This is a genomic window from Sulfurimonas sp. SWIR-19 (genome assembly GCF_020410885.1).
Taxonomy (GTDB): Bacteria; Campylobacterota; Campylobacteria; order Campylobacterales; family Sulfurimonadaceae; genus Sulfurimonas; species Sulfurimonas sediminis.
On record NZ_CP084578.1, the window covers coordinates 2,137,243 to 2,156,613 of the forward strand.

Annotated in this window: 16 protein-coding genes; 6 read left to right on the forward strand and 10 right to left on the reverse strand. The window is 38.6% G+C overall.

The genetic code is table 11. The annotated features are described in order from the left end of the window. Window positions 1-160: 160 nt before the first annotated feature. Both nhaD and nadB read right to left on the reverse strand, forming a co-directional pair. On the reverse strand, window positions 161-1,468 hold the full coding sequence (gene nhaD, locus LCX93_RS11140; protein WP_226066345.1) for a sodium:proton antiporter NhaD: 1,308 nt from the start codon (window positions 1,466-1,468) through the stop codon (window positions 161-163). Further along, window positions 1,468-2,919 (reverse strand): L-aspartate oxidase, encoded by a 1,452-nt coding sequence (nadB, locus tag LCX93_RS11145; protein ID WP_226066346.1) that lies wholly within the window; start codon window positions 2,917-2,919, stop codon window positions 1,468-1,470. The genes nhaD and nadB overlap by 1 nt, the downstream gene beginning before the upstream one ends. A 158-nt stretch (window positions 2,920-3,077) precedes the next feature. On the opposite strand from nadB, the gene LCX93_RS11150 reads away from it, so the two are divergent. The 6 genes from LCX93_RS11150 to LCX93_RS11175 all read left to right on the forward strand — a co-directional run bounded on the left by LCX93_RS11150 (window position 3,078) and on the right by LCX93_RS11175 (window position 10,857). Next, complete coding sequence (locus LCX93_RS11150; protein ID WP_226066347.1) at window positions 3,078-3,533, forward strand: hypothetical protein; 456 nt, start codon at window positions 3,078-3,080, stop codon at window positions 3,531-3,533. Next, window positions 3,523-5,325 (forward strand): excinuclease ABC subunit UvrC, encoded by a 1,803-nt coding sequence (gene uvrC / locus LCX93_RS11155; protein ID WP_226066348.1) that lies wholly within the window; start codon window positions 3,523-3,525, stop codon window positions 5,323-5,325. The genes LCX93_RS11150 and uvrC overlap by 11 nt, the downstream gene beginning before the upstream one ends. A gap of 69 nt (window positions 5,326-5,394) precedes the next feature. Further along, entirely contained in the window at window positions 5,395-5,811 is a 417-nt protein-coding gene (locus tag LCX93_RS11160) for a PAS domain-containing protein (RefSeq protein ID WP_226066349.1), read from the forward strand. 11 nt (window positions 5,812-5,822) lie between these two features. Then, window positions 5,823-7,292 (forward strand): Hpt domain-containing protein, encoded by a 1,470-nt coding sequence (locus tag LCX93_RS11165; protein ID WP_226066350.1) that lies wholly within the window; start codon window positions 5,823-5,825, stop codon window positions 7,290-7,292. 3 nt (window positions 7,293-7,295) lie between these two features. Beyond that, the gene (locus LCX93_RS11170; protein ID WP_226066351.1) at window positions 7,296-10,469 is read left to right on the forward strand and encodes an ATP-binding protein; all 3,174 of its coding nucleotides are present in this window, start codon (window positions 7,296-7,298) and stop codon (window positions 10,467-10,469) included. Window positions 10,470-10,479: 10 nt separating this feature from the next. Continuing rightward, window positions 10,480-10,857 carry a response regulator gene (locus tag LCX93_RS11175; RefSeq protein ID WP_193150601.1) on the forward strand — a complete coding sequence of 126 codons (378 nt, stop codon included), beginning with the start codon at window positions 10,480-10,482 and terminating at the stop codon, window positions 10,855-10,857. Window positions 10,858-10,901: 44 nt separating this feature from the next. Here the strand turns inward: LCX93_RS11175 and LCX93_RS11180 are convergent, their stop codons facing one another. From LCX93_RS11180 to ccoO, 8 genes are all read right to left on the reverse strand, one after another. After that, window positions 10,902-13,616, reverse strand: a complete 2,715-nt coding sequence (locus LCX93_RS11180; protein WP_226066352.1) for a RecB-like helicase — start codon at window positions 13,614-13,616, stop codon at window positions 10,902-10,904. After that, the gene (locus LCX93_RS11185; protein WP_226066353.1) at window positions 13,616-15,961 is read right to left on the reverse strand and encodes a PD-(D/E)XK nuclease family protein; all 2,346 of its coding nucleotides are present in this window, start codon (window positions 15,959-15,961) and stop codon (window positions 13,616-13,618) included. Before LCX93_RS11185 ends, LCX93_RS11180 begins: the two co-directional genes overlap by 1 nt. Before the next feature lie 2 nt (window positions 15,962-15,963). Then, window positions 15,964-16,491, reverse strand: coding sequence for a FixH family protein (locus LCX93_RS11190; protein ID WP_226066354.1), 528 nt, complete (start codon window positions 16,489-16,491; stop codon window positions 15,964-15,966). Beyond that, window positions 16,469-17,188, reverse strand: a complete 720-nt coding sequence (locus tag LCX93_RS11195) for a 3-dehydroquinate dehydratase (RefSeq protein WP_226066355.1) — start codon at window positions 17,186-17,188, stop codon at window positions 16,469-16,471. The genes LCX93_RS11190 and LCX93_RS11195 overlap by 23 nt, the downstream gene beginning before the upstream one ends. A 108-nt stretch (window positions 17,189-17,296) precedes the next feature. Next, window positions 17,297-17,506 (reverse strand): DUF4006 family protein, encoded by a 210-nt coding sequence (locus LCX93_RS11200; RefSeq protein ID WP_226066356.1) that lies wholly within the window; start codon window positions 17,504-17,506, stop codon window positions 17,297-17,299. Between the two features lies 1 nt (window position 17,507). Beyond that, window positions 17,508-18,449 carry a c-type cytochrome gene (locus LCX93_RS11205; protein WP_226066357.1) on the reverse strand — a complete coding sequence of 314 codons (942 nt, stop codon included), beginning with the start codon at window positions 18,447-18,449 and terminating at the stop codon, window positions 17,508-17,510. Between the two features lie 9 nt (window positions 18,450-18,458). After that, on the reverse strand, window positions 18,459-18,662 hold the full coding sequence (locus LCX93_RS11210; protein ID WP_226066358.1) for a cytochrome c oxidase, cbb3-type, CcoQ subunit: 204 nt from the start codon (window positions 18,660-18,662) through the stop codon (window positions 18,459-18,461). Between the two features lie 14 nt (window positions 18,663-18,676). Next, window positions 18,677-19,369 (reverse strand): cytochrome-c oxidase, cbb3-type subunit II, encoded by a 693-nt coding sequence (gene ccoO / locus LCX93_RS11215; RefSeq protein ID WP_226066359.1) that lies wholly within the window; start codon window positions 19,367-19,369, stop codon window positions 18,677-18,679. Window positions 19,370-19,371: the final 2 nt, after the last annotated feature.

Consider the following 19,371-nt stretch of genomic DNA (forward strand, 5'->3'; position numbering starts at 1 on the left):
CAAAAGCCCATTTTACAGCAGGGACTCAGCGTCCCTACAACCCCCTAAAGCTACAAAAAACAAAGTTTTTTGAGAAAAGAAAAGTTGAAAAGAATTTAAGTTATGAAAGGATACAATAAATAAGATTAATGTTTGATTTGTTTAAATCTATCTGGAGCTTTTAATAAAGCCCCATAATTTCAAACTGAACGTACCAGATTATAATAGAAACCGCATATCCTACCAAAATGGTCCAGGCATGCTTCATGTGTGAACCAAAAGTATAAATACCGCGAAGTTTTCCCATAACTCCGACACCGGCTGCTGAACCAAAAGAGATCAGACTGCCACCGATACCCGCTGTCATGGTTACAAGCATCCACTGGTCTATTCCCATACTTGGAGAAGATTTTAAAATAGCACTCATCACCGGTACATTGTCTACAATTGCAGAAAGGAATCCGACACCGATATTGGCAGTAGTCGATCCGACCAAATCATATAAATGGTGAATATATTCCAAAAAGCCTAAAAAGTGTAATGCACCTACGGCAGAAAGAATACCAAAGAAGAAAAGAAGTGTGTCATTTTCCACTTTTTCCATATTGACATAGATATTAAAACTGTTTTTTCCCGATCTTTGCAGCTGGAAAGCATAGAGTTTTAAAATTGCCAAACCAAACATCATGCCCCACATTGCCGGAAAATGAAAAAATGTATGCCCAAGAACAGCAATTGCAATAGTCAAAACTCCCAAATAGGCAACTGTCATACCGCCATCAAGCACTTCCGGCTTCTTTTCTGTCGCTGCATCAAACGGCGGTTCTCCCGAGGGAACAGACAAAGAGAGTAAAAATGCCGTAACAACCCAGCCGACAACAGAAGCAGGAAAGAGGAAAAGAAAGTCCACAAACTCCCCTTTGCCGGCAGTCCACGCCATGAGTGTTGTAATATCACCAAACGGAGACCATGCACCGCCTGCATTGGCAGCTACGACAATATTTATGGCACCCGGAACCAAAAATGCAAGATTTTTCTTGTCAATCGTAAAAAGCACGGTGGAAAGAATCAAGGCAGTTGTCAGGTTATCTGCGACAGGAGAGATAAAAAACGCCAACAGGCCAGTCAGCCAAAAAAGCTTTTTATAGGTATACCCTTTTGAAACAAGTTTATACTTTAACAGATCAAAAACACCGCGTTCTAAAAGCGTCTCAATAAAAGTCATTGCAACAAGCAGGAAAAAGAAAATTTCAGCTATTTCCAAAATCAGCTTTTCCAGTTCATCATGCAGCGGATCAGGATCCAATCCGTTAATAGCATAATAAATACCGATCAGCATAAACATAAATGTACCGGCAAAAAGTGCCGGTTTTGCTTTGTTTATCTCATATTTTTCTTCTGTAGCGATAAAATAATACGCTATAACAAAGACAGCTAAGCTCAGCCATCCTACCCAGGTTGTTGCAAGATTTATTGCTTCGTGTTCCATTAATTCTCCTCTTGTATTGTATGAACCCCTATGGATTCATGCCTGTTTAATGCAGATATTACTATCTCTTTTGCCGTCAGTAAACGAAATTTTAGTAGTTTACCAATATTTTCATTTAAAAGTGCATTAATTGTGGATAAAGCATCGTTTAATCCGCTTTTTGTACGAATTATAGAAACATTTTCCCACATTATTCGTCTGAGCTGGTCTTTTTTCGCCTTGTCATCTTTGAGACTCATCATCTCATCCTGCAGTTCAAATGTTTTCATATTTTTTGGAGTGTCAATGTTTTTTAAAATATCATCCACTGCCCTTTTTGCAAAAACCAAACCTTCCAGCAGTGAGTTCGATGCCAGTCTGTTTGCACCATGTACTCTTGTTGAAGCAACTTCGCCAACAGCATACAAATTTTTCACATTTGGCACTCTGGCATTCAGGTCGGTGCGAATGCCCCCGATAGCATAATGAAAAGCAGGCGATATCGGAACTCTTTGCGCAGGAACATTAAAGCCCAGTTCCCTTAGGTTCTTGCAAATATTCGGAAACCTGTGTTCAAAATACTCTTTATCAAAATTTTCACAGTTGAGATACACATGCATACCTGTCTTCTTTTTGTATTTGTATATTGCCTTGCTGACAATATCGCGTGAGGCCAACTCGCCTCTCTCATCATAATCAAACAGGAATCTTCTTCCGGTTTCATCCTCTATAGTTGCTCCTTCTCCGCGAAGGGCCTCTGTCAAGAGCATTTTTTGGGCATTGTTGGAGTTTACAAATACAGTGGGATGAAACTGCAGCATTTCCATTCTGTCAAGGGCTATACCTTTCATCACACAAAGTCCCTGTATATCAGCACTGATACAGGGCGCATTTGTATGGTATTCATACAAAGAGCCAACACCTCCGCTTGCAATAATGACATTTTTTGCATATATGTTTCTGCGTTGTCTGTGATCAAGTACGGTAACGCCGTAACATTCGCCATTATCAATCAGCAGATCAACGACTCTTGCATCACTGAGCATCGCATGGGCAGTATGTTCAAGAAGAAAATGATGCAGATACCTTCCCGTTGCATCACCGCCTGCATGCAGTATCCGTTCACAGGAGTGTGCCGCTTCTTTTGTATAAAGAAGTTCTCCTTCTTCATTGGTATCAAAACGAAAACCCTGTTCTATCAAGTCATCAATCGCCTGACGTGAATTCTGGCTCAGGACATCCACAGCTTCCGGATCACACAGCCCGTCACCGGCGGCAAGTGTGTCTTTGATATGCATCGGAATATCCGCTTCATCACGGGCCAATGCCACTCCGCCCTGTGCATAAAATGTATTGCATTTAAAAGTTTCCCGCTTATTAATAATAAGCACTTTTTTCTCGGCAGGGATATTCATACTTGCATAGAGTCCTGCCACACCTGCGCCTATTATTACTACATCATATTCAGTCATTACGGTGCACAGCTTTCATTTGTATCATTACTAAACTCTTTTTTTTGAATAATAAACTTCACATTTTTATCCTCTTTGGGTACACTCTGTTCATAATAAGGGGGTGCTTTATAGCCGCACCCGCTTACGCTTAATAAAAAGCTTGCTATAATTAGCCTATGAAAAACAGCAGTGATATTCTCAACTCTCTTCAAAATAAACCTCAATTTTCTAAACTCTCTCAATACAAATGTATCCATAAAATACAATCAGCATTCAGCCCCCCTTTGCAAAAGATGATTAAGTTTTCATATATAAAAAACAAAATACTTTTTTTCGTTCTCAATCATCCCGGTGCCAAACAAGAATTTGATAATAGTATACAAAGCATTAAAAGTGCTTTAAAGTTTCACACTCCCGCAGAATGCGAAAATGAAACAATAACAGATATAAAGGCTTTTGTTACACACAAACCTGCTTTACACAGAGACACAGAAACATTGACACACCCCAGAAAAATTGTATCTTACAGGGAAAGAGCAACGGGAAACTTTGACATTCCTGTTCATGATGAAAAACTCAGAGAACTTATTCTCTCTATTCAAAAAATTATAAAAGAAAAAAATGACACTTAAAGAAAAAATCCAACAACTGCCGGACAAACCGGGGGTCTATCAGTATTTTGACAAAAACGGCCATCTCCTGTATGTGGGCAAAGCCAAAAACCTTGCCAAGCGGGTAAAAAGCTACTGGCAGTTTACTCCCCAACTTTGTGCAAATCCGCAGCTCTCTTTGCGCATCTCAAAAATGATCAAGCAGACAGTTTCCATGGATTATATCATCGTAAATTCCGAACATGATGCGCTCATACTTGAAAATTCACTGATCAAACAGCTCAGTCCGAAATACAACATTTTACTCCGTGATGACAAAACCTACCCCTACATTTATATAGACAACTCTCAGGAGTACCCTCGATTCGACATTACAAGAAAGGTAATTAACTCCAAAGATATCACCTACTATGGTCCCTACTCTGTCGGTGCGAGAGATATTCTCAACTCCATTTATGATATTTGCAAACTTGTGCAGAAAAAATCCTGTCTGAAGTCAAAAAAACTTTGTCTCTACTATCAGATAGACAAGTGTCTCGGTCCCTGTGAACTGCCAATCTCCAAAGAGCGTTATCAGCAGGAAGTAACACTTGCATCGCAGCTGATTAAAAACAAAAAACTGCTTCTTGGCAGACTGGAAGAAAAAATGGAGTTTTATGCCCAGGAGTTACGCTTTGAAGAAGCCGCCGAGCTCAGAGACACTATAGAGCGGATAGAGCGCTCCCAGATTAAAAGCGAAATTGATTTTGCCACAAATGAACATTATGATATTTTTGCGATAGAAAGCTCTGAAAAAAGAGCGGTTGTTGTGAAGATATTTATGCGCCACGGCAAAATCATCTCTTCTTCTCATGAGTATCTGCAGCTTCATGAAGGTCTGGATTTGAATGAACTCTATTCAAGAGCACTGCTTGGATTTTACAAAGATGAAAAGCCTCCCATCACTGCTCCGATTCTTCTTCCTCAGAGTTTTGAGGACAAAGAACTCATAGCGCATCACCTCACAAAAGTATTTGGTCAAAAAGCACATATTCTCATCCCTCAAAGAGGAAAGAAAAAAGATTTAATCGCTTTGGCAAAATTAAATGCAAGAGAGTTGTTGAAAAAAGACAGAGAAACACTGAATGTCAAAATACTCGAAGAACTCCAGGAACTGTGTCAACTGCAAAAAGTTCCAAACAGGGTGGAAATATTTGACAATTCACATATGTCCGGTGTCGCAACAGTCGGGGCTATGGTTGTATATGAAAATGCAAAGTTTGACAAAAAATCCTACAGAACCTATCATCTCAAAGCAAAAGACGAATACTCCCAAATGCGCGAAACACTTACAAAAAGAGTGGAGAGTTTTTCTAAAAATTCACCGCCGGACCTGTGGATACTCGACGGAGGAGCAACACTGCTTAAACTTGCACTTGACATACTTGAATCAAACGGTATCAACCTTGATGTCATAGCCATTTCAAAAGAAAAAGTTGATGCAAAAGCACACAGAGCCAAAGGAAACGCTCAGGATATTCTCTATACAAAAGAGCAAATTTTCAGACTAAAAACAAGTGACAAACGTCTGCAGTGGGTCCAAAATTTACGGGATGAAGCACACAGAGCCGCGATCACATTTCACAAAAAAACAAAACTCAAACTTGATCAAGAAAGCAGACTTTTAAGTTTACATGGAATATCAGCTGCAAAAATTCAAAAACTGCTCAACCATTACGGTACTTTTGAAGCACTCAAAAGTGCCACATTTGATGATATTCGTTCACTTTTAAATACAAAAGATGCAAAAACAATCAAAAATTTTTATAAATAAGTTTTTTTTTCACTCCTTTATGATATATTTGTGATAATGCTAGTAAGTAACTAATTATAAGGTTTTTTAATGAGTAAGATTATCCCTGTAGACGAAGAGTATTTTTTTGACGGAAATGTCATTATTTCTCAAACAGATTTAAAAGGTGTTATTACCTATGCAAACAAACTGTTTTGCAGTGTATCCGGCTATAAAGCCGATGAACTGGTAGGACAACCCCACAACATACTCAGACATCCGGATATGCCACGCAGTATATTTGCAAAAATGTGGGAAACTATTCAAAGTGGACAGGCTTGGAACGGACTTGTAAAAAACCTTAGAAAAGACGGTTTGTACTACTGGGTAGAGACAGAAATTCTGCCAATCAGAGATAATGATGAAAATATAACAGGTTATATTGCTGCCAGAAAAGCAGCCTCTCGCAAAGATATTCAAGAAACAGCACAAACATACAAAAAAATGCTTGAGACAGAAGAGGAATAAGGGATGGAAGAATGCTAATTTATAATTTTCAAAAAGAGTTTTTGGGTATTGACGAAAAAAACCTGCGTACACTGGGGTATAAAGATTTGGCTGATCTGCGCGCAGAAGTGACGGATTTCGCAGATTTGTTTGTAAAAACACCAGGGTATATACATAATTTTCAGCATGTGCACTGGATTGACTATATTACATGCGCAGAGTCAAATGAAGAATCCAAAGTCATCATTCATGCCAATTCAAAAAACTACAAAGCAATAATTACAATTACAAATGCCTATCTTGTGGACAATCCGACTCAAAAAGCCTATATAGTACACTTAAACAATTTGCGAACACTGACAGCGCAGGAATATGATGCTATTTCAGGAGATATTACGCAAAGAACAATACCGGAAACAGTATCTCCGCAGCAGTCGCAACCAATCCTCCAAACAGAAGAAGCAACAGTTATACAAGATGAGTATGACACTCCGTTACATGTGGAAACCAAAGAGAAAGAAGACCTGGATGCACTACTGGATGTAGGTGACTTGAGTATCGAAACCCAGGAAGTAAAAAAGAGAGAGCCTTTGGTTCAAGAATCTCCTCAGAAACCGAAAAGCACCTATGTTTTTGACCCAAATATCGCATCAAAAGAGCTTGGTCTGCCGCTTGATTTGATTGAAGAGTTTATACAGGATTTTATAACCCAGGCAAACGACTTTAAAGATGAACTTTACAGATCACTTGAAGAAGGAAATACAGACAATGTTAAAACTCTTTCGCATAAGCTTAAAGGAGTTGCAGCGAATCTTCGCATTGAAGATGCACATGAAGTACTTTCAATTATAAATGCTACTTCTGATGTCGATATTATAAAGACAAACCTGGATGATTTTTACAGGATTATTGCAAAATTAGCCGGGGAAGAAGATCTTGGAACCATAAAAGACGATGAAGTGCCTCAAAAAATTGATATTCCGGAACTTTATGATGATGATTTTGTTGCACCACAGGAATCTGAAGAAATTCTGACTTTTAAAGATGATGAGCCTGAACTGACTTTGGAATTTAAAGAAGAGCCGCAGCCTCAACTTGAAACAGAGCCGGAAATTCAAGAAGAACAGAAAATTCAGGAAGAGACAGAGCCGCAGGAAGAATCACAAACGCCGGAAGAATCAGAAAATGAGAAAAAATATTCTAAAGAAAAAATTGCCAATGAAATAGGCCTGGATTTAGAGAGTTTCAATGAACTCTTTGAAGACTTTATAAAAGAAGCACATGCTATAATTGCAAAAATAAATGATGCTCTCGCCACCCAAGACTACCCTGCACTGAAGCGGCAAGCCTTAAAATTAAAAGGAATGAGTGACAATATGAGAATGCACACTTTTACAAATGAACTTGAAACACTCACACACTCTACAGATAAAGAGACACTGACACAAACTGTAAAAGAGATAGAAAATATACTGACAGCAATTTCAAAAGAAGAGGAATAGGCAATGCAAATAGGACTAAAAAACAGACTTCGACTTATTAGTTTATTACCGATTATTATTTTAATTTCTATTACAAGTTATTTTGTATATAACTCATACGAAAACTATAAAGCGGCGCAACTTCTCCAGGATAAGCTTTCCACAAACAGGCAACTCAACAACCTTCTGAGAAATGTTTCCCGGGAAAGAGGTATGACCGTAATGTACCTTGGTAATTCCTCACCAAATACATTAAAATCACTCTTAAAGCAGAGAAAGATTGTTGACAAACAGGAAAAACTCTATTTTCAACAGCTACAGGCACTTTCACAAAAAGACACGGCATTAAAAAATGCGATGCAAAGTATAAAACATGCCAGAACATTGGTTGACGCGCATAAAATAAACTTTGAAGATATATATACCAAAGTATACGGCAAAACAGAGCAGATTATTATTAAACAACTCGAAACCATTACGTCCCACCAACTTGATAATAAAATCAACACATACGCATCGATTTATATTTCACTGGTCCGTGCAAATGCCTACACCGCAGATGAACGTGACTTCATCTCATATACACTTGCCCGCTCAACAGAAATGGACGAAGAAGAGATCAATCAATGGCTCTCCTTAATAGCAAAAGCAGATGCCATCGATTTTTATAACATTAAAGACAAAAAACTTGAAACCAAGCTGAATGAATTGTTTAAAAGTGATGATGCTCTTGAACTCTTTGATGACCTTAACTCAGAACGTGCTTCCATTTTAATTGCTGCAGCAAGCGGAGAGTATGAAACAAACCCGGGTGTCTGGTTTGCCATGCTCTCAGAAAAAAGCAACCTTATTTCAGAGGGAGAGAATGTTGTTCTGAGTGCCATGGACACCAGAGCCGTTCAGGTAAAAACAGAAGCTTTACAGTTTTTGACCATTACATTGACAATTTGGCTGATTTCAATCATATTGGCAGTTTTAGGCTTTTTGCTCTCTAATGAAATTGCCAGAAATATACACAACCTTGAAGGTGTCCTCAGAAAAGTTGCAGAAGACACGAATGAGAGTGACAAAGCAATTGAGATCAATCTTCATACAGCCAAAGGGACAGAAGAAGCCTACAGTCTTTTGGAAAAAATTATTGAGCAGACGAAAAGAGATAAAGAAGCCGCACAGGAAGCAAGTGAAGCAAAATCAATGTTCCTTGCAAACATGTCGCATGAAATTCGTACACCGCTCAACGGAATCGTTGGTTTTACAGAGCTTCTTAAAGATACAGGACTCAAAGAAGAGCAACAGGAGTTTGTTGAAATTATCGAAAAATCTTCAGAAAACCTTCTTGAAATTATCAACAATATTCTTGACCTTTCAAAAATCGAGAGTAATAAACTTGAAATTGAAGATGTTATCTTTAATCCTATAGAAGAGTTTGAAAGTGCCGTTGATGTATATGCTGTCCGTGCAAGTGAAAAGCATATTGATCTGGGATGCTTTATTGACCCTGAACTTGAGCAGCCACTCAAAGGTGACCCGACAAAAATCAAAGAAGTTCTAATCAACCTGCTCTCAAATGCTGTGAAGTTTACAAGCAGTTCCGGAGCTATCAATGTCGATATCAGAAAACTGCAATCACCGCAGGAAGGAACAACACGTATCAGATTTGAAGTGCAAGACAGCGGTATCGGTGTTACAAGCGAACAGAAATCCAGAATTTTTGAAGCTTTTTCACAAGCAGATACATCCATTACACGTAAATACGGCGGTACAGGTCTTGGTCTTACAATTTCTGCGCGTTTTATTGAACTGATGGGAGGACAGCTTGATCTGCACAGTGAGCCGGGGGAAGGAACAACTTTCTTCTTTACACTTGATTTTGAAGAGATAGAAGTAATCAGTGAAAGTGCCAAAGAACAATATCTGGGAATCAATGCTTTAATTTTAGAGTCTACTCATAAAACAAAAAGACAAGACACCTATCTCAAAGAGTATCTTGATTTCTATGGAGTAAGTTATACAACATTTAAAAATAAAAATGAAATTGAAACGCTCCAGCGACAAATAAATTATGATATGCTTTTTGTAGATTATGAATATGCAAATGAAGAAGAGTTAAAAGCATACAGCACTCTTCCGCAAAAGCTGATACTTCTTACAAAATCTTATTTTATGAGAAAAATCGACTCTATGGGTATAGAGATATTTAAAACCATATATGAGCCATTAAACAATACCAAACTAAAAGCAGCACTTGAAAATTACCAAAGTCAAAATTTTACAGCACCAAAAGTAAAACCAACTTCAAACAAAGTCTTTACAGTCGGTTCATCTAAATTTGCGGCAAAAGTACTTGTTGCAGAAGACAATATAATCAACCAGAAACTGATAAAACGGACACTTGAAGACTTGGGGCTCACTGTTGATATCGCATCCAATGGGCTTGAAGCATTCCAAAAACGCAAAGACAATAACTATGATCTGATTTTTATGGATATCCAGATGCCTTTCCTTGATGGTATAGAAGCGACACAGGAGATTCTTGAATATGAAGAGGTATACAACCAGCCCCACGTTCCGATAATCGCTTTAACGGCAAATGCACTCAAGGGTGACCGTGAAAGATTTTTAGCAGCCGGACTTGACGAATATACAACAAAACCATTAGTACGTGAAGAGATCATAACACTGCTGAATCATTTTTTAGCAGACCACATTGTGGATGTAGATGAAGCAAAGGCAGAAGAAGAGAAAACAAAAAAAGTGCAACAGCAGAAAGAAGAAGCAAAAGAAAAAGAGCAGAAAAAAGAAGAAAAAGTGGTGCAAGAAGAAGTTCCGGTAAAATACAAAGCTGATATTCTTCTTGCTAAAAAAAGTCCCTTTGAAACAAAGCTTTTTACAAAAATTCTCAGTTCACTTGGATATACTTACGAAGTCATAGACAACATAGATGAATTGCAAAAGAAAATTGAAGAGGAGAGCTATAAACTTATATTGTTTGACAAAGAGACTGAAACTTTAGACTTGAAAGATTTCGCCAGATTAGTCAAAGAGAAAAGTCAGAAAAACAATCTTTCCACCTACCTGGTATTGATTGTAGATCCGGCTATACCTCTAAGTGAAGAAGATTCGAAATATGTAGATGAAACGATTAAAAACATTATAAACAAAGACTTGCTGAGACTTGTTATAGAAAAATTTATTTAAGGAAATAACTATGAAAAAAACTGATTTGGTTGTGCTTGCAGTTGATGATGATCTCATTAATTTAAAGCTTTTAAAATCTATGCTGATGAAAAGCGGAAATGTAAAAGAGGTTGTCGAAGCAAAAAACGGCTCAGATGCCATAGGTATTTTAAAAAGCCGTGATGATATTGACCTGATTCTCTTAGATATCATTATGCCTATCATGGGTGGTATCGATATGCTTAAAGTTGTGCGTGCCGATGAAAGTTTGCGTCAACTCCCTATTTTGGTTCTTACAACAGATGAAACAAAAAAGGCGGAAGCTTTGGAGTGCGGCGCAAATGGATTTTTAATGAAACCTATACGCAATGACGATTTGATTGCGAAAATCAAAACAGTCATCGTCTAAAATATAAAACAATATGTTGAAGTGTATGCGCTTGAGAAGTTATTTTAAACGGTCTCTATCTTAATGGTATCTGCCAAGATATAGCAGATATAGCCACGCACTTCATCTCCCGTTATCTCTTTGACTGCTTTTACATAGTATCGAACCTGCTTGCGATGCTCTTCGGTAAAATGCATCGCACTTTTATAGTCTATCACACTCCACTCTCCCTTTTCATGCTTGACCAATAAATCAAGATAACGCAGATTGTTTTTATAGCGCAGGGCCTTTTCTTTGTAGCATACTCCCCGGGTCAAAGTCAAAAATTCCGGTGTAGCGACAAGCCTCTGTATTCTCTGCTGTATATCATCGACCTCTGACTCTGTAAGCATAAAGCCATATTTGTTCAACATCATATCTTTGGCATCCAGAAGTGCTTCTTGTGTAAACTCCTGCATCATCTCCAGGGTATAGTGCAAAGCAATACCAAAATTAACAGCTTGCAAATCCTCTTCATTTTGTCTTTCTAATGCCAACAAATCACTCTGTGTCCCGTAATAGATATTTTCAAACGAAAGTTTTTTATACACCTGCGTTATGTTTTTGGCTTTACATGTAGAGCGTAGTTCTCCGAAACTTTGAGGCTGCAAATCCAGCAGTGCAAACATGGAATCTTTTGGTTTTGCAAGGATGATCAAGTTTTCTCTTGCTCTGGTAAAAGCAACATACAGAGCATTTAAACTGTCTTCTCGTATAAGCTCTTTTTCTTTGGCAAGAGCATAGGCATAATCATGGTCAATAAGCTCTCTGTTTTTTGTTCTCAGGTAAAGATTTTGCAGTTTGATACCGTCATAATTGTAAATAATGGCATCTCTTGGGGCAGGAGCCTTTTTCAGTCTGTCCATGACAATGACATGCTCATACTCCAGACCTTTTGATTTATGTACCGTTAAAACCCTCACTCCGCTGATGTCAGCCGCCGCTGCAGAAGTATCAAGTCTTTCATACTCAAACAAAAGCGCTTCAATATCTGCATATTTGGATACAGCACTCAAAAAGCGAATAAGATGAAAATCATCCTGAAAAAGCCGGTACTCCTCTATACATCTCTTCACAACATCCACAAGTCTGACACTGTTAAAATCTACAGTGGCAACATCCCTGACCTCCTGATTTATCAAAGCAAAAAAATTCTGTCTGTAAATCTCTTCTCTGAAATAGAGATATTTCAAGTACTCCAAAACAGCCTTGACACTTCTTTGGTTGATGAGCTTCGTGGTTGTTTCTGTGACAACCTCTATATTTTGAGCGTCGAGTACATTTTTAATGACCTGTCCGTCACTGTTGGTTGCGCATAAAACGGCAATGTCATTCACATCTGCGCCCAGATCTATCAAGCGCTTTACCTGCTCAACCAGTGCATCCAGAAGCTCCTCGTCTGCAATCACTTCGACAAAACCGCCCTGTGCCTCTTTGCGAACAAGCTGAGGAGCGTAGTTTTTTATTTTATCCGCAAAGACTCTGTTGACAAACTCTATGACCTCTTTTTGCGAACGGTAATTTGTCAAGAGTTTCTTCACCTCGGTACGGTGCTCTTTTGCCACCTCCCCAAAAAGTGCCGACACACCTCCTCTAAAACGGTAAATAGACTGTTTCACATCCCCCACAAAGAAAAAACTTCCCTCACTGCAGACACCCGCACCCGAAGTTATCTCTGTGATAAGCGGTTTTAAAATCTCATACTGCAGCACGCTGGTATCTTGAAACTCATCAAGCAGCATGTGTTCTATCGTTGCATCAAGGCGAAAGTATAAAAATTCACTTTCATTAAGACGGTGCAAAATTTCATACACCAGAAGCGTCACATCAGAAAAACTGAGTTCTCCCTCATCTACATAGAGTGCTTTTTTTGCCTTTTTGTAAAGTTCTACAAGTTCATTCAGAGCATAGAAAAAATTCTGCTCTTTTGCCTTTGCATGCGCCTGTACGGCACGCTGAATTTGCAAAAGAGCTGCATCCATTGCAGGGCTAAAGCATTTTTTAAAGACCCAGTAGTTCAGGCTCTCTTTATAGACCCATGTTTTTGCCTTGAGTGCTTCAAAATTTTGAGCAACAACGGCTTTTTGCAGTGTCGCCGATGCCTCTTTGCAGTTTTTTACAATATTTTGCAACAAAGAAAGCCCTTGCATCGCCTCCTCTTCATACGCCTGTGTCGATTTTTTTTGAAACTTCAGATGAGAAAGTTCCTCTTTTTTAAGATAAAAATCATCCAGCAGTGCAAAAATATCACTGACACGCTTGTTTGATTCCAAAGAGAGATTGATAAGCGTCTTGCGTTTGTTGGCAACACTCACCTCTTTTAAAAAACGAGACATCAGTTTGACTTCATGCTGGGCATTCGCCGTTGAAAAATCGGGCATCAAAGAGGCATACAGAGAAAATTTTCTCAAAATCTGCGCAAAAAAGCTGTCTATGGTCATAATCTTTGTATGGGCATTCAAAAACTCGGCCAAAATTTGCGACCGTTTTGCCAGAATCTCTTTTTCGGACATCCCGCACTCTTTGGCAATCTCATGCAGTTCCATACGTGATTCCAAGACCTGCAGTGTCTCAACAATCCGCTCACTCATCTCGGCAGCCGCTTTGTTTGTAAAAGTAAGCGCCAAAACCTTCGCAGGCTCCGCGCCTTTAAAAAGCAGCGAAAGATAACGCACAACAAGCATAAAAGTCTTCCCGCTCCCCGCACTTGCTTCATACGCCAGATTGTTTATAAAAGGCATCAGTCTCTCCCGCACATTATCGCATACTCACAGTACTGACAGGGTTTTGTCTCTTCACATTTTTCAAAGTTCACTGACTCTATGGCAAGCAAATCTTTTATATGTGATTTGAGTATTTCTGTTTTTTCTTCCAAAAATGTCTCAGGAATGATTTGCGACTCTTTTAAATCATAAAATCCGCAGGCTTCCACATTGCCAAGACCGCTGGCCAGGAGCGCGTAGAATTCAAGCTGAAAGTCTGTAGCATCTGTGTAGTTATTCTTGTTATAAATCGTATAAGAACCTGTTTTGTAATCAAGCACTTCTATAAGATTCTCTTTTTTGTCTATTCTGTCGATTTGACCGACGATTTTCATACCCGCAAAAGTTGTCTCAAAAAGTTCTTCTGTTTTGTAGACTTTCCAGCCCTGTTGAAATCTTTGTATTTCAGCTTTTACAAAAGGCTCCAGACGTTTTTTTTGCATCGCAACAAGATACTTGTCAAGCTCACTCTCCCCGCAAAATTCATCCAGGGCTTTGTTGATATCTTTTTTGAGTTTTTCGGCATCCGTATAAAAATTCTGTTTTTCATAGACTGCTTTTAGGGCACTGTGCACGACATTGCCTATTTCGTACTCCTGAGGCATATCTTTTGGAATTTCATGGTTTTTTATATGTTGTATGTATTTATAGTAATATTTACGCTTACATGTAAGGAAGGTTTTCAGCCTGCTGGCAGAGAGTGCTACATTTTTAAAACTGTACTCTTGCACTATCTCCTCTTCTTTTAGCAAACCTGATTCTCTTCGCTGAAAGAGAATTTCAGCGTAGTCCAACTCGCTGTGCTCGTTTTTCTGTGTAATGCCGAGTTGTTTTAAAAACCTCGAACCGCTGCTCTCACTTGAGTTGACATAGGCGATTGCCACCTCTTTTGAGCGTGAAATCAGCATTTGGTAGTAATGTTTTTGCAGGCTTTCTCTGTCTCCCATCGTCGGCAAAGAGGCGGCTTTTCGTATCTGTGTATTTAAAAACATATCTTTGTCACTGCGTTTTGGGACATTTTTGTCATCAAAATCTATAATAATCACCGCATCAAAATGGACACTTCTTGTCTCAAGTACTCCCATTACTGTCACTTTGCCCCCACGGACATCATCCACAGTTCTCAAAGCCAGACGCTGCATAAAAATATTTAAGAGTGATTTTACGCCCATATCCTGCATAAAAGGCAAAAGTTTTTCTATTTTATGCAACTCCTCGTTCAATATTTTCTTCTCCTGTCTGTTGGTAAAAAGACCAGATACTTCCTGCATTTTTTGTATAAAATCAATCTCTGAAACTTTTTTATAATAGAGTCCGTGCAGAAGTAAAAAAAGTTCATCCCCCACTCTTTGCATACGCGCCTCATTCTCTTTGGAGTCCTGTTCTATGGCGTTTAATGTTGCTTCGATTTTTTTATAGACTCCGGAGTGACGAAACGACTCCCCCATTGCAAAGTTCAGATTACATTTTTGATCAAAACTTTTGAGTATCGGTGCTGCGGTTTCATTGGGCAAAATAACGGCTATGTTTTGGGGATTGTAGCCTTTTTGTACAAATTCATAAATTTTCTGCTGCACGAAGGCAACCTGTAAAATAGATTCGCTGAAACTGTTACATGTAAGCTGATAATTTGTAGGGATTTTTTCTTTTGTGAGCGTTTTGATGCGGTTGAAATCAAGTTCATATATAAATCCGGCTTCCAGTGCAAACCCGAGTTCACCAAGTTTGTTTTGCATCTTTTCATTAAAACGCGTCGCCCAGAAACGAAGTTTTATGGACATAAACGACTTCGCCTTTTGCAGCAGTTCAAGCTCAAAGTTTGTCAAATGCCCGTCTAAATAAATCGTCACATTTTGATGTGTTTTTGCATAGCTAGCATTAAATTCATAAAGTTTGGGCAGAAATATTCTATCGAGCAGTTTTTTTTCATTGCACAGCTTTTCATAGCGTTTGTAAAGCTCTTGCAAAATGGCAATATGCTCTTCATACTCTGCATAGACATCGGCACTGCTTAACAGGTTGATATCATAAAGTTCTGCACTCAGTTCTTCGTAAAACTTAAAGATATACGAAGAATTTTTGGTAAAGGTAAAAAAATTACGCTCAATCTGAAGATTTGCAAAGCCTTTAAAATCCGATGCTTCAAGCAAAAGCAGTATTCTGCTCTCATCATCTATAAATTTATAGCCTTTGACAAGCGTGAGTTTGGCGATAAAATCGCTCATGGTAATATAGTTGGGCAAAAAGAGCGTCTGCTCCTGTGTAGCAAGCTGCTTGTGACGAATAGCACGAGCAGTCGGAAGGACTATGGTTGTCTCTTCCATATTTAGTACTGTGAAGCTTCCTGGATGCTTCTGTCGTTTATGATGCGGGTATCTGTTTTGATAGCATAAAATCTACTCTTGTCACCGACATCAACTTTTAACAGCAGGTTCCAAACACCTGTTTTTGGAAATTTCACATCATGAAATACATAAAGACCCTCTTCAAAGAGAGGATCCTTGATCGTTTTTGTGTAGGTCTCAACTTCAGGACGACTGATTTCCAAAATCATTTTTGCACCCTTGACGGCTTTGCCCTCTTTTGTTGTGAGGGCATACTTCACATCCGAACCATTTTCTGAAATCCTGTCTGAAACAAATTTCAGCTTATATGCTTTGTCAAAAGCTATTCTCTGTTTAATCAGTTTGTTTGCATTTGCATCTGCATCCTGGTATTTTGTCATATAGTCATCACTTGGCTGTATGTCAGCCTTGCTTGTTTCTACAATTGTCCATACGCATAAGCCAAAAACGCCTGTAATTGCCAGCCCGATTGCATAGGGCCACAGTCTACCACTTTTTATAATGCTCATTTTTATGCCTCATTTTATAAATTCTTCTTTTAAAAAGCATAACTATACCATATAAAATAAAACCATAGAATAATACTCTTACATAAAACAAAGACGTTTGGTTTGCATCACTGTCAAACCCATGTCCCAACGTAACACCCTTGGCTTTTGCTATCTGCTGTGCTATATCCAGATAACCGTTAAACATTGCAGCAGAATATTTGTCTGCAATCATGCCTTTTTTTGCTTTTCCGCCTAAAAGAGGCAAAATAGTGCCTCCCGTGTTGCTCATTATACTGACAAAATCATCCCAGCTTTTTGCATAAAATGCCGCCATCATAAAAGCCTGTACATAGGAGGTAACCGGACTCAGCACCTGTTTTTTATCAAAATATTTATATAAAGATTTATCATTTGCTTCTATATCTACCTGTGAATTCATCTCTGAAAATGTCAACAATACGGTAGGTGTTTTAAACTGCTCCAGTATTTGTTTTTCATATTCATACATGGTCATGTTTTTTGGCAATTCTTTCAGCATTATAAGGCGTAAGGATATTCCTGTTTTTTTATAAAGCGCACTGCCTAAAGTTTCCACCTCTTCCGTGAATTTAGGATTGTGTATCACTTCATCTTTATATAAATACTCTGCAAATAAATGTGTTTGAAATAAGATTATGAGGGTGAGGGCATAAAGCCCTCTTGTTAAAACTTTCAATTAACTGCCTAACCAACGTAGAGATGATTTGGAGTTACAACAGCCCAAAGAGTATATGCGGCCATAATTACAAGGCCCCAAGAAATAATTTTTTCCATTCTAAACTCCTTACTTCACATCAACAACATGCTTAGCATTTTCAGTACTAAACATCTTAATTGATTTTTCATCTTTTATTTTATAAAAGTTTTCAGCATTTGCATGTTGTACGCTTAAGGCATTCACAGTTAAAAAAACCAATATGCTGAGCAATAAAACAGTTGCAATCAGCATTCCTGTAACACCGTCAAGAGCAAAAACACTTCTATTTTCATTCATGCTATTCTCCTTCACTCAAGCTCATTACATATGCTGCAATTGCTTCTTTTTGTTTAGGGTTCAATCTGTCCATTGCAGGCATTTTTCCGATTGCACCTTTTTTACCATAGTCTAATACATTGATAATAAGCTGTTGGTTCCAAGTAGCGATATCCGGAGCAACATATGCCATACCTTTTCCGTCAGGACCATGACATGCAGCACAGACATTCGCGAACACTTTTGCCCCTGCGCTGTTTGTATCTTTTAATCCGCCGGCAACATAGTCAGCCACTTCATCAATCTCTTTGTCTGTAATCAATGCACCGGTTGCCGCATTGAAAAGACCGTTACGATCCGGCATTGGCATCTCTGTTCCTAACAGTTTGTTATTAGAACCGTGATTAATTACATACTTCACACTTTTAGCAGATATTCTTTTGTTTAAATCTGCTGCATCAACTTCATTGTTACCATCCGCATTGAGACCGTGACAGGCAACACACTCAACCAAATAGACGGATTCACCCATATTTACAAGTTGTTCGCCCTTGATATTTGCATATTTCTTGGCAAACTCGGCATCTTTTTCTTTTACTTCTTCATTGTACTGACCGATTTGAGAAAAGGCATTCACCGGATACCCGATTGTAAAATACCACATACCCCAAATCATCGTACCTAAAAACATAATTGCCCAACCAAAAGGTACCGGGTTTTTATATTCACCTATGTTGTCCCATGATTCATCTGCCAATTCACCGCTTGCCTGATCAACCTGCATTTGACGCACATACTTGATTACAACAAATACTGTAATTATTACAAGTGCAACAGCTCCTGCAATAGCAAGCATATTGACGATATCATCATTGAGACCGCCTTTTTGGTATCCAACCGTTGCATATGTTGCACCCAACATTGCAATTGTTATGATAATTCCCCAAAGATAAAGCTTATTCATATATCTCTCCTATTTTTCTTCTGTCTTTGATACAGGTTTTACCGGAGTATCGCCTATATCATCCTTCAGTGCCATATTACTATAGTGTTCATAATCAACTCCGCTGGAATCTTTTCTTTTTGTATAAAGATGGTAGACATAAGAGTATGTTGCCACTACTAAAAACACTACCAAAAAGAAATACGCATACGCTGCAAATTCATTAAAGTCCACTATATACACCTTTGCTATTTCAGACTGTTTAAGTATGCAATCAGTGCCACTATTTCAGGTATTTCACCACGTGCTACTGCATCTTTAACGTCTTGATCTTTCATTTTTGCCGTAATCTCTTTTGCTTCTTCTAATGCCATTTTATGTGCATCAGCAACTGAGCCAGCCATTTTTACAACTGTAGTTGATCCGTCTTTCATAGGAACAGGTTTGTTGTATGGTACACCAAAGAACTGTGCATTTGTTAACTGTGTCGCATATGCTGTATCTATATCTGCACTGTTTTTGTACAACCACGGATACCCCGGCATAATACTTGACGGCATAACAGATTTCGGATCTTTCATGTGGTTTTCATGCCACTCGGTAGTTCTGTAGTTTCCTACTCTGTGTAAATCCGGACCTGTTCTTTTTGAACCCCAAAGGAACGGTCTGTCATATGCGTACTCTCCACTTAAAGAGTAGTGACCGTAACGGTCAGTCTCCGCTTTAAACGGACGAATAAGTTGTGAGTGACAAGCATTACAGCTGTTTTTAATATACACATCACGACCTGCTTGCTCTAAAAGAGTATATGGTTTTGTACCAATTACCGGGCGAGAAGCCTGTGCAAAGTTCGGAACGATTTCAATCAAACCCGCAAACGCGATTACAACAAATACACCTACCGCAAAAAAGAACGGGTGTTTTTCTAACCAATGAAACATAA